The sequence below is a fragment of the Serratia sp. DD3 genome, from assembly GCF_000496755.2.
In genome coordinates this window covers 306,477-320,814 of record NZ_AYKS02000047.1, presented here as the reverse complement: position 1 = coordinate 320,814, position 14,338 = coordinate 306,477, and the positions used below count along the sequence as shown (strand labels likewise).

Annotated in this window: 16 protein-coding genes; 3 read left to right on the top strand and 13 right to left on the bottom strand. The window is 48.4% G+C overall.

Features of this window, described 5'->3' with window-relative positions:
* Nucleotides 1–8 precede the first annotated feature (8 nt).
* Nucleotides 9–911 (top strand): LysR substrate-binding domain-containing protein, encoded by a 903-nt coding sequence (locus IO95_RS08985; RefSeq protein ID WP_023489084.1) that lies wholly within the window; start codon nt 9–11, stop codon nt 909–911.
* Here the strand turns inward: IO95_RS08985 and yieH are convergent.
* A complete protein-coding gene (yieH, locus tag IO95_RS08980) occupies nt 901–1,566 on the bottom strand; it encodes a 6-phosphogluconate phosphatase (protein ID WP_023489083.1) in 666 nt (221 codons plus the stop codon). The genes IO95_RS08985 and yieH overlap by 11 nt on opposite strands.
* A 273-nt stretch (nt 1,567–1,839) precedes the next feature.
* Here yieH and IO95_RS08975 point away from each other — a divergent pair, with 273 nt between their 5' ends.
* A complete protein-coding gene (locus IO95_RS08975; protein ID WP_023489082.1) occupies nt 1,840–3,177 on the top strand; it encodes an NCS2 family permease in 1,338 nt (445 codons plus the stop codon).
* Nucleotides 3,178–3,256: 79 nt separating this feature from the next.
* On the opposite strand, the gene IO95_RS08970 is transcribed toward IO95_RS08975, so the two are convergent.
* The 3 genes from IO95_RS08970 to IO95_RS26050 form a co-directional block, all read right to left on the bottom strand.
* Nucleotides 3,257–4,309, bottom strand: coding sequence for a hypothetical protein (locus IO95_RS08970; RefSeq protein WP_037384997.1), 1,053 nt, complete (start codon nt 4,307–4,309; stop codon nt 3,257–3,259).
* A gap of 460 nt (nt 4,310–4,769) precedes the next feature.
* A complete protein-coding gene (locus IO95_RS08965) occupies nt 4,770–5,804 on the bottom strand; it encodes a virulence RhuM family protein (protein WP_023489080.1) in 1,035 nt (344 codons plus the stop codon).
* Nucleotides 5,805–6,076: 272 nt separating this feature from the next.
* On the bottom strand, nt 6,077–6,289 hold the full coding sequence (locus tag IO95_RS26050) for a hypothetical protein (RefSeq protein WP_235186756.1): 213 nt from the start codon (nt 6,287–6,289) through the stop codon (nt 6,077–6,079).
* A gap of 74 nt (nt 6,290–6,363) precedes the next feature.
* On the opposite strand from IO95_RS26050, the gene IO95_RS08960 reads away from it, so the two are divergent.
* Nucleotides 6,364–6,912, top strand: a complete 549-nt coding sequence (locus IO95_RS08960; protein WP_023491416.1) for a GNAT family N-acetyltransferase — start codon at nt 6,364–6,366, stop codon at nt 6,910–6,912.
* Nucleotides 6,913–7,425: 513 nt separating this feature from the next.
* On the opposite strand, the gene IO95_RS08955 is transcribed toward IO95_RS08960, so the two are convergent.
* From IO95_RS08955 to rpmH, 9 genes are all read right to left on the bottom strand, one after another.
* A complete protein-coding gene (locus tag IO95_RS08955) occupies nt 7,426–7,743 on the bottom strand; it encodes a type II toxin-antitoxin system RelE/ParE family toxin (RefSeq protein WP_023491418.1) in 318 nt (105 codons plus the stop codon).
* Complete coding sequence (locus IO95_RS08950) at nt 7,740–7,991, bottom strand: antitoxin ParD (RefSeq protein ID WP_023491419.1); 252 nt, start codon at nt 7,989–7,991, stop codon at nt 7,740–7,742. The genes IO95_RS08955 and IO95_RS08950 overlap by 4 nt, the downstream gene beginning before the upstream one ends.
* Nucleotides 7,992–8,206: 215 nt before the next feature.
* Nucleotides 8,207–8,647: a hypothetical protein gene (locus tag IO95_RS24010; RefSeq protein ID WP_235186755.1), complete on the bottom strand. Its 441-nt coding sequence runs from the start codon at nt 8,645–8,647 to the stop codon at nt 8,207–8,209.
* 135 nt (nt 8,648–8,782) lie between these two features.
* Complete coding sequence (locus tag IO95_RS08935; protein ID WP_023492507.1) at nt 8,783–9,781, bottom strand: type IV toxin-antitoxin system AbiEi family antitoxin; 999 nt, start codon at nt 9,779–9,781, stop codon at nt 8,783–8,785.
* Nucleotides 9,782–10,187: 406 nt separating this feature from the next.
* On the bottom strand, nt 10,188–11,552 hold the full coding sequence (mnmE, locus tag IO95_RS08930) for a tRNA uridine-5-carboxymethylaminomethyl(34) synthesis GTPase MnmE (RefSeq protein ID WP_023492506.1): 1,365 nt from the start codon (nt 11,550–11,552) through the stop codon (nt 10,188–10,190).
* A 139-nt stretch (nt 11,553–11,691) separates the two neighbouring features.
* Nucleotides 11,692–13,329, bottom strand: coding sequence for a membrane protein insertase YidC (gene yidC, locus IO95_RS08925; protein WP_023492505.1), 1,638 nt, complete (start codon nt 13,327–13,329; stop codon nt 11,692–11,694).
* Nucleotides 13,330–13,331: 2 nt separating this feature from the next.
* Nucleotides 13,332–13,589: a membrane protein insertion efficiency factor YidD gene (gene yidD, locus IO95_RS24005; RefSeq protein ID WP_023492504.1), complete on the bottom strand. Its 258-nt coding sequence runs from the start codon at nt 13,587–13,589 to the stop codon at nt 13,332–13,334.
* Nucleotides 13,553–13,912: a ribonuclease P protein component gene (gene rnpA, locus IO95_RS08920; protein ID WP_072011659.1), complete on the bottom strand. Its 360-nt coding sequence runs from the start codon at nt 13,910–13,912 to the stop codon at nt 13,553–13,555. Before rnpA ends, yidD begins: the two co-directional genes overlap by 37 nt.
* A gap of 18 nt (nt 13,913–13,930) precedes the next feature.
* Entirely contained in the window at nt 13,931–14,071 is a 141-nt protein-coding gene (rpmH, locus tag IO95_RS08915) for a 50S ribosomal protein L34 (RefSeq protein WP_004093983.1), read from the bottom strand.
* Between the last annotated feature and the right edge of the window lie 267 nt (nt 14,072–14,338).

Below are 14,338 nucleotides of genomic sequence, written 5' to 3'. Positions count from 1 at the left end.
AATGGATTGTGAGAAAGCTCCCATCACTCAGCATGTTGCGTGTTTTTGAGGAAACTTGTCGGACATTAAGTTTCAGTAAGGCGGCTGAAGCACTATTCATTACTCAGAGTGCAGCCAGCCGACAAATGAAACAGTTTGAAGAGTTTCTCGGTAAGTTACTGTTTGTACGTAGTCATTACGGTTTGTCACTCACGCAGGATGCCATGTTGTTATTGCCCGTAGTGCGGCAAGCGCTGGATATTCTGGAAGAAGGGATATGTCATGTGCGATTACACAATCCATTGCAGCACTTAAGGTTACAAGTCGCGCCTACTTTTGCTACCCGTTGGTTGGCTCCACGGCTAGTCGAGTTGCGTCAACACAACACCCAGTTACAAATTGCGTTAATCAGTGAGGCTCGACAAAAATATTGTGATTTTGATTGTGCAGTGCGCTTTGGTCGATTGACCGACAGCATTAATGGGGAATGGTTATGCCATGAACAGTTAGTGCTGGTGGGAAGCCCATTATTGATGATCAATGGCGTGTTTCCGCCGCTCAATAGTCAGCCGCAATTACATATTCTTGATGGTGATAGCCGGATGGACACTTGGCAACGCTGGTTGGATGCAGCGGGTCGCAGTGAAGTACAAGATCGTGGGGGATTGGAGTTTAGTACACAGGATCAGGTCATCAACGCCTGTATCACCGGGGCTGGCTATGCCGTATTGGATAAAATGATGATCCATAATGAACTGCATGGTGGCTTGCTGATGTTGTTTTCACCATTGGCAGTTAAGAGTACCCATGGCTATTGGTTGGAGATCCCTCCTGGTAAGCGGGAATTACCACGGGTGGGTTATTTTCGCGATTGGCTATGGTCGGAAATTAGCCGGGCAGAACCGGCTAGAGCATTGGTCGTTAATGGGTAAGTTGCCAACCACGTTGTTGCCACAGAAGGGGTAACTGTGACAGATGGTCAAACATGGTCACCAGAGGATGGTCGATGGGTTTATTGTGTGGATCGGCACAGAAGTAGAACACCGGGATCCCTGCAGCAATACCCGCCTGTGCACCCGCGGCAGAATCGTCCACCAGAATGCAGCGCTCAACCGCCACCTGCATTTGCTGGGCAGCATGGAAAACGATGGCCGGATCGGGTTTCCAGCGTTGGATATCGTAACCGCTGAATAATCGGTCATCGAAATAGGAAAGCATCTGGGTCAGCCCCAGCGAATGTTGCATTTTGCTGACGGGCCCGTTGGATACAGTACATATAGGGGCTTTCATTTGTGCCAATAATGCTTGCGCACCGGCAATGGGTTGCAGCTCGGCATCGAACAGGCGTGCAACCTCTTGGCGATAGATCGGTTCTAATTGTGTTTGCGGCAGAGTCACGCCCTGTTCGGCACTGATTTTTTCGATGATTTCGTTGAGTTTTACCCCTTTGTATTTTTTAAATATTTCTTCTAGCGAAACCTCAATATCATAATGGGCAAACATATGCACATAAGCCTTACTGCACAACACTTCACTGTCTACTAGCGTGCCATCACAATCAAATAAAACACATTCAACCTGACTCATTGGAATATCTGCCTTCGGCTAACTGATGATGGCTGTCACTTTAACTGGATTATTTATCTCCGTCATCATGCAAGCTGAAGGGGAATGTTTTAGCGGTTGCCGCCCAGTGTCATTTACCGCTAACGGTTATGGCTGATGAATATGAATAAATACAATCTGTTGAATTTTTTAGCCGTACAGATGGCGAAAAAAAGCGATGGGTGAGATCAAAAACCCTATTTTTTGTTATAGGATAGCAACCGACACTTCATCCCCCTGTTCGGAATACTGATAATGAGCAAACAAGACATCAGCCTTGATGCTAATCAAGGCTTGCTTGAGCGCGTTTTTAAACTCAAGCAGCATGGAACCACGGTACGCACGGAAACGATTGCCGGAATCACCACTTTTTTAACCATGGTCTATATCGTGTTCGTCAACCCGCAGATCTTGGGGGCGGCGGGTATGGATACTCGAGCGGTATTTGTCACTACCTGCCTGATCGCTGCTTTTGGCAGCATTTTTATGGGTCTATTGGCTAACTTGCCGGTAGCTTTGGCACCAGCAATGGGCTTGAATGCTTTCTTCGCGTTTGTGGTGGTGGGTGCGATGGGCATTTCATGGCAGGTTGCGATGGGCGCTATTTTTTGGGGGGCTGTCGGTTTCTTTTTACTGACGGTATTCCGTATCCGTTACTGGATGGTAGCCAATATCCCACTTAGCCTGCGCGTGGGGATCACCAGTGGTATTGGCTTGTTCATTGCCATGATGGGGTTGAAAAATGCCGGTATCGTGGTCGCTAATCCTGATACGCTGGTGGCGGTAGGGAACCTGACTTCTCACAGTGTTCTGCTGGGTGCGCTGGGGTTTTTTATCATCGCCGTTCTGGCCTCGCGTAATATTCATGCCGCGGTGCTGGTTTCCATCGTGGTCACCACCTTGATCGGTTGGCTATTGGGTGATGTACAGTATGCTGGCATATTCTCTATGCCGCCAGATATCACTACCGTTGTCGGTCAGGTGAATATTACCGGGGCACTGGATCTTGGCTTGGCTGGGGTGATTTTTGCCTTTATGCTGGTTAACCTGTTTGACTCATCCGGTACCCTGATTGGGGTGACCGACAAGGCGGGGCTAACCGATGAAAACGGTAAATTCCCACGTATGAAGCAGGCGCTGTATGTTGATAGTATCAGCTCCGTAGCAGGGGCATTTATTGGTACTTCTTCAGTCACGGCTTATATTGAAAGTTCTTCTGGTGTCGCTATCGGTGGTCGCACCGGTCTGACCGCCGTGATAGTCGGGCTGTTGTTCCTGTTGGTGATTTTCCTGTCGCCATTAGCTTCGATGGTGCCGGCTTATGCTGCTGCGGGTGCTTTGATCTATGTTGGGGTTCTGATGACCTCCAGCTTGGCACGCGTAAAATGGGAAGATATGACTGAAGCGGTTCCTGCCTTTGTTACCGCCGCTATGATGCCTTTTAGCTTCTCGATTACTGAAGGGATTGCGCTGGGCTTTATCTCTTATTGTGTGATGAAGCTGGGTACTGGTCGTTGGCGTGAAATCAGCCCTTGTGTGATTGTCGTGGCGCTGTTGTTTGTGCTCAAAATCGTGTTTGTTGATGGGCATTGATCAAAAAGAATAAGCGGTGCTTGAGCACCGCTGGTTCAAGTCGTCAATCATTGCAGCAGTAAGTATCCCCGTTTTTCTATCAGGCTCCCGGTGATGCATCGGCGCTTTTGCCCATCACCCAACGCAATGGTTGCTGGAAGTGTAGCGGCCAGTTTCCTTGTGTATCTTCTCTCAGGTTAAAACTTGCCGTCTTGGTCAGATTCTGATTACTGAACAGGTTGGTAAAATGCAGAGCCAGAGCTTTGCCATTAAAGTTTTGATGGCCATAATAGGCGATCATAATGCGTTTATTCTCTGCTAATGAATATGATGCTGGCGGGATTTTCCCTTGTGGTGTAATCAGTAAAGCGCCGGCGTAAAATTGCGGGTATTTTGCCATCAGATTACCCGCGTGCAGCGCGCCTTGGCCGCGAGCGGTAAGGTAGACCTGATGAGGGTTAAGCTTCAGTTTAGGGGTGAGCTCCTGCAGGGTACGTTGAATCGCGCTATGGGTGCTCTCTTCGCTATCGATAGACCAGCGGAAGCTATTCTCGGCAAGCATTTGAGTACCGTTTAACTCAATATAGGCAACACCTGCTTCAGCAAAAAGCAATCGATCTTTAGGGGTGATATTAGCGGCTCTGCCATAAGGGTGCAGGTAGATAACGGTTGGCCAACCGGTGGCAGGAGGTGAGCCATTCGGGACAGAATACTGTGCTTTACCCTCAAACGGCGAAGCATATAGCTGATAGCGTGTTTTGGCCTCAGCGAGGATGGAACGATAAGTCTCACTTTGCTGAAGGCTATTGAATGCGTTGTTTTCCAGCAGATTATAGTAATACCACAATCCCCGTTTGGCACTGAGTTGCAAATAGTGTTCCGCCAGTTCTGTTTGGCCTTTTTGTGCAGAGGTAGCGGCCAATTGAAAAGGAACCCAGACATTGCGTTTATCTTCGTGTATCAGTGACAGATACAATGGCATCGTTTCTGCTTTTTTGTCCTCCAGGCTATGGACAGATCGCGGCAATGGCATCATCAGTGAGCTATTGGCTGGCAGGTTCAGCGGTTCTTCCCCGGGGGGATAGCGCATTTCGCTGGCAAGTAATGGACTGGTGATAAAAAATAGCAATAGAGTAAAAATAACAGCATGCATAATATTATTGCTTTGTTTATTAAGAACATTAATTCTAATAGTGATTAAAAATCGGCACATTGGGTTGATACTCCCCTTTATTCAGGCTGAGGTTGTCAGCCATCGAGCGAGATCCCCTAAAGGGTCGAGTTATGCAACCGACACTCACTTGCGGCTTGAATAATGACGGATATCGATAACTCCTACGTCAAGATTGTGCCATACCAATAGTAAATTTGTTTTGTAAAATTTGCCCAAAAAACAGTGCAAAATATCGACAGCTTGGTTAATTTATTGTTTTATAAAAACATATCATTGTAATAATAACCAAGCGAATGAGTAAAAATGTGATCGGGTGCGAACACCCATAGCGGCATAATTGGTTGGTAAGATTGAAGGTATTGGCAGGATAAATGTCAAAACCGAGAACGATGGAACCGATATTGATGTCGGTTCCATGGCTTGTTCAACCTAGGCAGTGTTATTTGTCTTTTTTAACGATTGCCTTGAGGGCCGCGATATTGGCAAGTGCGCCTTCGGCTTCTTTTAAACGGCGACGTTGTTCTGCAAAGCGGTCAAACTCCAATTTCGCCTTGTCATCAGCATCCTTTTTGGAGATTTTTCCCGCTCCGCTTAATACGTCCCGATCATTAAAATTTAAAAACTGATCCAGCTTATCGGCCCAATCTTGCAAGAACACTTGTTTGCGGCGTAGTGCTTGGTCCTCGGCAAAGTCGAGCCACATGTTGACGATGCGATTAAGCTCTTTGATTTCGTCTTCACGCAGATAGTTTTTCGCGATGGTGACATCGGTCTTACGCACTTCATCGCCTTTATAGCTGGTTAAGCCTATGTCCGGCTTATTGGCATCCACACGGCTCGCGATAAGCTCAGCGGCCGTCATATGCGTACAGGCATAATGCAACTTGTTCTGGATGATCTGGAAGAAGCGGTTGGTCTCTTGGTTGGATGGCTCGTAATCGGCAGCCATAGTAAAGATTTCTTTGACTCGCAGATAAACACGACGCTCACTCGCTCGGATATCGCGAATGCGTTCCAGCATTTCATCAAAGTAATCTGGTACCGCAGAATGACCAACGGGGGGATTTTTCAGGCGCTCGTCATCCATAGCGAATCCCTTTATTAGGTATTCTTTCAGGACTTGCGTTGCCCATTGGCGGAACTGCGTACCTCGTTGAGAACGAACCCTGTAGCCAACAGCCAAAATTGCATCGAGATTGTAGTGATCGATTTCGCGAGAAACTTGACGAGTTCCTTCCAATCGAACTATCCGGAATTTCCGGATAGTTGCGTTTTGTACAAGCTCACCCTCGTTGTAGATATTGATTAGATGTTCATTAATTGTGCGAACATCTTTATCATAAAGCTCAGCCATTGCAGCCTGAGAAAGCCACAATGTATCAGATTCAAATCGGCACTCGACGCGTGTTTGGCCGTCAGCAATTGTAAACAGGACAAATTCGCCATGCGGAGCTTGTGGGGTGTTATCTGTCATTGAATCACCTCTTAGTTGGGGTGTTCGCGGCACCTGATTGCTACTATCTCGAAGAGTATGAGCTAGTTCAAGTTATTCATTGTTTGTATCCCCATCACTGAGTGTGTCCGGGTTTTTCAGTGACTTTTTGTCCGCGGATGCTAATTGTCGTTCGACCTTTTTCACATCTTCTGAAGGTGGTAAATGTTCTGGTCGTATACCTCGGCTTAATAGTGTTTGGCGTACAGCATCGTTATTGGTTACATGCTCGATAGATATTTGCTGCTCGCGGGTCATCTGTTGTGTGCGACCAGATAGCAGGCGTAACGAGTAAGCATCACATCGTCGATTTCTCGTTGGCTGCCTGAACCTAGCTCGACCATTTTCCCGACGTCGGCAAAATGGTCTGCAATGGCATGACCGCTGATTTCACTAGCGGTTTTGGCCTTTGATATGACGCTAACTATCTGGTTAACTACCCGATTACCTGAATGTTTTATGTACATCCCAATGAATTACAGTAACTATTGAACGAGTAAAAAGTAGCAAAGGACACGTTAATCAGTAAGGGAAAGAGCACATGCAGATACCCACGTTAAAAACAGAACGTTTGCTGTTAAAGCCATTAGTTGCCGAAGATGCACCTCAGATTCAGGAGCTCTATCCACGCTGGGAAATTGTCCGCTATATGGTGTCATCGGTTCCCTGGCCCTATCCTGACGATGGTGCAGCCCATTACGTTAATAACGTCGCGCTGCCAGCTATGGCAAAAGGACTCGCCTGGGTTTGGACCATACGGCATCAGGATAATCCTGACAATTTAATCGGCGTTATCTGCCTAGACGATGCGGAAAATAATAATCGTGGTTTCTGGTTGGCACCTGAGTATCAGGGGCAGGGATTAATGCGCGAAGCCAGTATGGCGGCGACAGATTACTGGTTTAATACGTTGAACAGGCCAGTATTGCGTGCTCCGAAAGCGACTGAGAATACACGTTCTCTGCACATTTCAGCCAGTAGCGGCATGCGACTAATCAAAACGGAAAAGAGACAGTTTGTCAGCGGGCTTCTGGACTCACAGTTGTGGGAGATTACTCGTGATGAGTGGAATGCCTATCACTCAAGTTAACAGGATATGATGGCCGCTTTTCGTTCATAGTGGCCTAAAACTAAAGGTTCTCCATATAGTGGAACGCTTTCATCAGTTCTTGTTCAGTGAGTGGTGATACCAAACTTGCCCCGGAATCCTTCTCGACTTTTATCAAAAGCTGACGGCGGGTAATCCCCAACTTGTTCGCCACATGGTTAGCACAACTTCGTGCGTGGGAAGCTCGGTGTGCCAAGGGGCTTGTTGTATCCAAAACTTTTGCTCTTGATGATGAATGAGACATTGTTAATTCCTTTAGCAGATATTTTTGCTCATTCTGACACTTTCCGAAAGGCAGAATCATGGAGATTGACCTTCGGCTTCTAGCGGAAATGCGGCAGCCGTTATTATGTAATCCCTTTGAGTTTAAAGGCGAGTGACACCCAACCTTAATCCCCAATTTATTTTTCGGCAGCATTAGGAGAAAAACTGTTTTTTATCGGGATAGTGATCAGAACTCCGGTGAATCATACCTATTCATCGGGCTAGCAATCGTTAACTTTCTTTGCTGAACCTCTCTGCCTGTCGAGTCATGAGGTCCATGCGTTCATGAAAAATCGCTACGACCAATGCGGGCGCACTGCCGCGTGGCAGGCAGAAGACATAGTGATGTTCACAATGTGCCATCCGTAACTCAGGAAAGAGTTCACTCATATCTTTGAAAGCGCCGCGCCCGGCTGCTAGGTTGGCAATGCCATGTTCCAGCCTAGCGATATAGTTGCGTACCTGCGTGGTACCCCACTGCTTACGTGTGTAGCGGATGATGCCGCGTAGATCTGCTTCCGCCTCTACCGTGAGGAGGTAGGTTTTCAAGTATGATCCCCGTCAAGTTCTTCATCAAGAATTTCGCCGATGTCTTTGGTGGACACCTTCCCCGCTAGCCCGTCGTTGATGCGGTTTCCTAGCAGGTTTTTCAGTTCCTTCCATGCCTGATCAGCATCTGTATCGCCGGGGAACAAACGTTCGAGAGCGTATTGCTTGATGGTTTTACCTTGTAGGGCTGCCAGCGCCTTCAGGCTTTGGTGCTGTTGGTCTGTTATGTCTATTGTCAGGCGGCTCATAGGATCATCTCCTTTAAAATACACAAACCCACATTAGCACATATGTGGGTTTGTGGCTAATCACCTTACGTCCTTCCACAATCTGCGCATCAATAAAATCAGCTCAGTATGTTAGATCAGTCTGTTTGATCTTACCCACGAACAATGGACATAAAAATGGTGGATGTGTATGGATGTTTTAGGGGGTGGACAGTAATGCGTACTAACAGCCAGTTTTAGCCATGGCTTATTATACTGTTCCAGAAGTCATTCATGATCAGCTCAATCTCAGCCATATCGTCCACATCAGATTGTCGCGCGATAGCGTCAGTCAGACGTTCTCTATCGAGACTTATCAACTCTGCCAAAGATGAGTGCTCACTAATCGCCGCGATATCTTTGCCCAGCAGAACAGCTCCCATACGTACCGGATTCCAGTCCAAGTTTTCACCTTCAACGGCGGAGGAATAGATACGCTCATCTTCTATAGCGCTATATTCACGAATAATTTTATAGAGATCGGTTGCGTCTTTAGCACTACCATGCCCGCGATCGCGCCAGGCAAAAAGTTTTAACAGCGCTAACCCCGGCAGGGAGCAAAACGGCAGCTTTTCTCCATTCGTCAGTTGCACGGTTACAGTATGAGAAAATGCCTCACTAAATCCATCCACTGACATAATGATTTCACGTTTCAGCGGCCAATGCTCCTGCCGTGAACATGATGGAGCAGAATTTCACGCGCCGTCGCTCCCGCAATAAAAAACGGGATCTCCTGAGCTGCGCAAATTCGCTTTATCTGGGTGAACAGGGCTTCAGTAGCTGAAAAGATCGGATTCACTAAGGTGAAGATATTTGTCATTGATTATCCTTGCTGCTTCCCGGTTTCTATCATCGCCGCTTGCCAGTAGTTCGGCCACACACAACATCGCTTCTGCTTGATGGTTCAGGGTAAAGTTCCCCCAGAAACAGGAAATCAGTTGCAGTTTCCCACCAGGAACAGGTTTTAGTCCTAGTTCCTTTCGTCTTTGTAACAATGGGTGAGGCGTAAAAATCACGCCGTTTTCTGGTAGCAGGTATCCACCGCTCAGTTCTGCGGCTGCAATCTCGCCGCTCCAGTATTCATCGGCCGCAAGTGTTATCTTATCCCATGAAGCAGGCGTAGGTAGGGAAAGAAAATCCAGCTTCGGGCGCAGGGCGGTGGCATAGTCTTTTAGCCACAAAACCTGTAATTCGCCTTCATTCATTAAGCGGCGCCCCTGCTGTGATTTGCGGAAATAGCGACGCGCCTCAAGGAAATTGAAAGCTTTGCTGACCATTCCCAAAGAGATACCCGCTTTCTGCGCCAAGCTGCGGTAAGTATCGTTGAGGCTTTCCGGGCAGGATAACAGCACAAAAAGCAGCTTCATTACTCCTTCAGCAAAATGACTACTGACAGCTACAGGTTTCTTTTCATATCGACCATCAATAAACAGATATAACCCCGGAACCTGGATACGGGCATTCCCGGCGGTATCGATAAAATTAATCTGGTTATCCACGCAATATTCCACCAGTGCGGACGTCAGCCGGTTGCACACCAGTAATATAGGAAAACCCTCAGATAAGAGAGGGGACATTTTACGGATAGCGATCAGCGACTCTTTGCGATGGATATGCTTTACTTCCAGGGAAAAATTCGCCATCTCTCCTCCTAGCCCTATCAGCCTGCCCCAGCCGTCATGTATGTCATGTTTGTTGCCAATTTCATACTGCAATAGGAAGCCTTTTGGCAGGTTTTCTACAGCATCAGACAGAAGCTGTTCTTCTTTCATTTGTTCAGACCTTTATCTTGTTCATGAATCATGAACAAGATAATATTATGAACAATCGGGGAGGGAAGCAACGCAAGTTTAAAAAAAACACAAGTCAGGGATGTTACTCGATCAACCATTCGTACGGTGTTTTCTACTTCATCTGCCGCTCAACTGCTGAATCCCCTGGTATGCACTGATGGGGTGTAGTTGCAGATGTTCTAAACCCTATGTTTTCTGATAAGCATTGAGAATCTGTAATCAGCCCGTAAATTAGGCCCATTCCGGCATGCTTACTTTGCCAGCGTTTGGCGAACGCTTTTCCCGTTGTTGGGGCCATTTAGGAAGTGAGTAGGCAGTAAAAACCCGCATTAACAGGCAGTTAATGCGGGTTAGTGAACATTTATGGAGCAGTATGGATAAGTAATCACTTACCAATGCAAAAGCTGGAAAAGATACGCCCGAGCAGGTCATCAGAGGTAAATTCACCGGTGATTTCGCTTAATGCTCGTTGTGCCAGGCGCAGTTCTTCGGCAAGTAACTCCCCCGCGTAAGCACTCACTAACTGTTCTTTCCCCTGAGCGAGATGTTCGTCTGCTTGTTCCAATGCCTGCAAATGGCGGCGGCGGGCCAGGAAGCCACCTTCGGTATTGTTGGTAAAGCCCATGCTCTGCTTGAGGTGGTTACGTAACAGCTCGAGCCCTTCACCGGTACGGGCGGAAAGACGTATAAGTGAGTGACCATTCACTTCACTCATGCCCAGTTCTTCACCCGTAATATCCGCTTTGTTGCGCACCACGGTGATCGGCAAGCGGGTTGGCAGGCGTGCCATAAACTCAGGCCAAATCTCGCTAGGCTCGGTCGCGCTGGTGGTGGTGCCATCCACCATAAACAGCACGCGGTCTGCTTGCTCGATCTCATTCCACGCACGTTCGATACCAATACGCTCCACTTCGTCCATGGCATCCCGCAGGCCTGCAGTATCGATAATATGTAGTGGCATACCGTCGATATGAATATGTTCACGCAGTACATCACGGGTGGTACCGGCAATATCGGTCACAATGGCGGCTTCACGCCCTGCTAACGCATTCAACAGGCTGGATTTCCCGGCATTGGGCCGCCCGGCAATCACGACTTTCATCCCTTCACGCAATAAGCTGCCCTGGCGTGCTTCTGCCCGCACGTTATCCAGGTCGGCGATAACACGATTAAGCTGCGCTTCGATTTTGCCATCTGAAAGAAAGTCAATTTCCTCATCAGGAAAGTCGATTGCCGCTTCTACGTAGATACGCAGGTGAGTGAGTGCTTCCACCAGTTGGTGGATACGGCTAGAAAACGCCCCTTGTAACGAGTTCATCGCCGAGCGTGCCGCTTGCTCTGAGCTGGCATCGATCAAGTCGGCAATGGCCTCGGCCTGGGCCAGATCCAGTTTGTCATTGAGGAACGCGCGCTCTGAGAATTCACCCGGGCGGGCAATGCGTACACGGGGTAACGCCAGCACACGTTTTAGCAACAAATCGAGAATAACCGGCCCACCGTGCCCCTGAAGTTCCAGGACATCTTCACCGGTAAAGGAATTGGGGGCCGGGAACCACAGCGCAATACCCTGATCCAGGGTACTGCCATCGGCATCGCGGAATGGCAGATAATCGGCATGACGTGGTTTGGGCAGTTTGCCAAGCAGCGCCAGAGCCACCTCTTTGGCGTCATGGCCTGAGATGCGCAGAATGCCTACACCGCCACGCCCAGGTGGTGTGGCAATGGCCGTGATGGTATCAGAGTTGTTCATTGCCGGTTATCTCTCAATAATATGCATGTAAAAAGGCGGCCTAGATGACCGCCTTACATTGGCTTGTTATGCCCTTCGTCAATAAAGCTGCAGCGGTGTTACTGGCTACAGCTTGGATGAACTCAGGGATAAAGCTGTATTATGCCTTTTTGTTATCGCGGCTATGCAGGCCACGTTTTTCCAGCCCGCGATAAATCAACTGCTGCTGGATGATGGTCACCAAGTTACTGACGGTATAGTACAGCACCAGACCAGACGGGAACCACAGGAAGAACACTGTGAAGATCACCGGCATAAAGGTCATGATTTTCTGCTGCATTGGGTCAGTCACAGTAGTAGGCGACATCTTCTGGATGAAGAACATCGTCACACCCATCAGCAACGGCAGGATGTAGTACGGATCCTGTGCTGATAAGTCATGAATCCACAAGATAAACGGCGCATGGCGCAGTTCAACCGAGCTCATCAGCATGTAGTACAGCGCCAGGAAGATTGGCATCTGGATGAGCAGCGGCAAGCAACCCCCCAGAGGGTTTACTTTTTCCGCTTTGTACAGCGCCATCATCTCTTGGCTCATACGCTGCTTGTCATCACCAATACGCTCACGCATTGCCTGCAGTTTTGGCTGCAGCATGCGCATTTTGGCCATCGATGTGTACTGCGCTTTGGTTAGCGGGTACATGATGCCACGTACGATAAAGGTGATGATGATGATTGAGAAACCCCAGTTGCCGATAAATCCGTTGATGAACTTCAGCAATTTGAACAGTGGTTGAGACAAAAACCACAACCAGCCGTAATCCACCGTCAAATCCAGATGGGGTGCCAGCGTGGCCATTTTATCTTGCAGTTCCGGGCCTACCCATAAGGTGGCATTCAGTTGTTTCTCAGCACCTGGCGCTACCACAACCGGCGTTGCTTTGAAGCCGATGGTAGACAGATTATCGCCTGGTTTGGCGGTATAGAAGGTATTTTGACCTTCCGTCTGAGGTATCCAGGCTGTAGCAAAATATTGCTGCAACATGGCAACCCAACCACCCTGGGTGGTGATATTCAGGTTCTCTTCTTTATCAAACGCATACTTTTGGTATTTGTTGTCACTGGAAGAGTAAGCCGCGCCACGGAAGGTGTGCAGTGCAAAATTACTGCTGCCAGTATCGCGGTGTTGCGGCAACTGTGTGGTTTGCTTCAGTTGACCAAATAGCGTCAATTCAAGTGGAGACGCACTTTTGTTAACAATGGAGTAATCCACACCAATGGCATAATGGTTACGCTTGAGCACAAAGGTTTTGGTGAACAACGAGCCGTCTTTACCGGTAAAGGTCAGTGGGATCCGCAGCTCATCCTGACCATCAGCTAAGGTGAAAGTATCTTGTGCGGCTGTGAAGAGAGGACGCTCACCGTTGGCAGGATTATCTGGCCCGTCTCTGCCGGTCAGGCCACTTTGCGCCTGATAAACAAATCCTGGCGTAGTTTCCAGCAATTCGAATGGCGTCACTGACCCCAGGGACTCTGGGTAGGCCAGCAGTTTAGCCTGCTCAATGTCACCACCACGAGTATTGATGGTCAACGACAGCACATCTGTATTAACGGTAATCAATTTACCTTGGCCACTGGCTGGCACAGCCTGGCTTGCGGTATCACCGCTTGTAGGGTTCGTTGTCTGTTGCGTGGTCTGGGGTGCTGGCTGCGGACTGTTATCCTTTTGCCAAGCATCCCAAATCAGAAAAGACACGAACAGAAAAGCGATGAGAAGAAGATTGCGTTGCGAATCCATCGTTAGTGTTCTCTGTTATCGTTGGTTTTCGGTGGTACGGGATCATCGCCACCTGGGTTCAAAGGATGGCATTTTAATACGCGTTTCAATGTCAACCAACTGCCTTTTAACATCCCAAACCTGCTTAATGCCTCAATTGCGTAATGAGAACATGTCGGCTGGAAGCGACAGCGTGGCCCAAGCAGTGGGCTCAATACGAGTTGATAACCCCGTACCACCCCAATCAAGATGCGGGAGCCAAGCGACAATGGCGACGCCATAATTTTTCCAAAACTTCCGTCAGTGCACGGTTATCCAACTCAGCTATCCCCTTTTTGGCAACCACGACAAAATCCATCGCTGGTAATTGGTGCTGGCGTAAACGGAAACTTTCGCGTGTCAGGCGTTTGATCCGGTTACGTTCATGCGCACGCTTGACGTGTTTTTTGGCGACAGTAAGACCGATGCGGGGATGCCCCAGCAGGTTTTGGCGGCCGAGGATGGTGATTTGCGGCGTGCCAGCTCTTTGTGGCTGCTGGAAGACGAAAGTGAAATGAGTGGGAGTTAACAAACGTAACTCCCTGGGAAAAGCGAGCTTAACCACTCAGGGGGTTAGCTTTTATTACTTAGAAACAGTCAGACGAGTACGGCCTTTTGCACGACGGCGGGCCAGAACTTGACGACCATTTTTAGTGGCCATACGAGCACGGAAACCGTGGCTACGGTTACGCTTCAGTACGGACGGTTGGAAAGTGCGTTTCATAGCGATTTCTACCTAAACTTAAATGAATTACTAATATAGTCATCATACTTCAAGTGACCGGGGTGTTGGCTTGTGTCCACTAGCCTCAGTCGCATCATTTTCTATGCTTCTGGCGACTCTCGACCTTGCTGCCTACATCCCACTCGAATTATGTAGAGTATAAGTCAAATGCGTTTGACTACTCGGCGTGAAGATGACCGACGCCTCAATCGCAATATAAAGAGGCGGGATTGTAATAATTGTACAGCCCTGAGTCAATTCACATCG

Bases quoted from the DNA above. Each gene is read 5' to 3' on its own strand.
- yieH (WP_023489083.1), bottom strand. From the start codon at position 1,566: ATGAGTCAGGTTGAATGTGTTTTATTTGATTGTGATGGCACGCTAGTA.
- IO95_RS08975 (WP_023489082.1), top strand. From the start codon at position 1,840: ATGAGCAAACAAGACATCAGCCTTGATGCTAATCAAGGCTTGCTTGAG.
- IO95_RS08970 (WP_037384997.1), bottom strand. From the start codon at position 4,309: ATGCATGCTGTTATTTTTACTCTATTGCTATTTTTTATCACCAGTCCA.
- IO95_RS08965 (WP_023489080.1), bottom strand. From the start codon at position 5,804: ATGACAGATAACACCCCACAAGCTCCGCATGGCGAATTTGTCCTGTTT.
- IO95_RS26050 (WP_235186756.1), bottom strand. From the start codon at position 6,289: ATGTACATAAAACATTCAGGTAATCGGGTAGTTAACCAGATAGTTAGC.
- IO95_RS08960 (WP_023491416.1), top strand. From the start codon at position 6,364: ATGCAGATACCCACGTTAAAAACAGAACGTTTGCTGTTAAAGCCATTA.
- IO95_RS08950 (WP_023491419.1), bottom strand. From the start codon at position 7,991: ATGAGCCGCCTGACAATAGACATAACAGACCAACAGCACCAAAGCCTG.
- IO95_RS24010 (WP_235186755.1), bottom strand. From the start codon at position 8,647: ATGTCAGTGGATGGATTTAGTGAGGCATTTTCTCATACTGTAACCGTG.
- IO95_RS08935 (WP_023492507.1), bottom strand. From the start codon at position 9,781: ATGAAAGAAGAACAGCTTCTGTCTGATGCTGTAGAAAACCTGCCAAAA.
- mnmE (WP_023492506.1), bottom strand. From the start codon at position 11,552: ATGAACAACTCTGATACCATCACGGCCATTGCCACACCACCTGGGCGT.
- yidC (WP_023492505.1), bottom strand. From the start codon at position 13,329: ATGGATTCGCAACGCAATCTTCTTCTCATCGCTTTTCTGTTCGTGTCT.
- yidD (WP_023492504.1), bottom strand. From the start codon at position 13,589: ATGGCGTCGCCATTGTCGCTTGGCTCCCGCATCTTGATTGGGGTGGTA.
- rpmH (WP_004093983.1), bottom strand. From the start codon at position 14,071: ATGAAACGCACTTTCCAACCGTCCGTACTGAAGCGTAACCGTAGCCAC.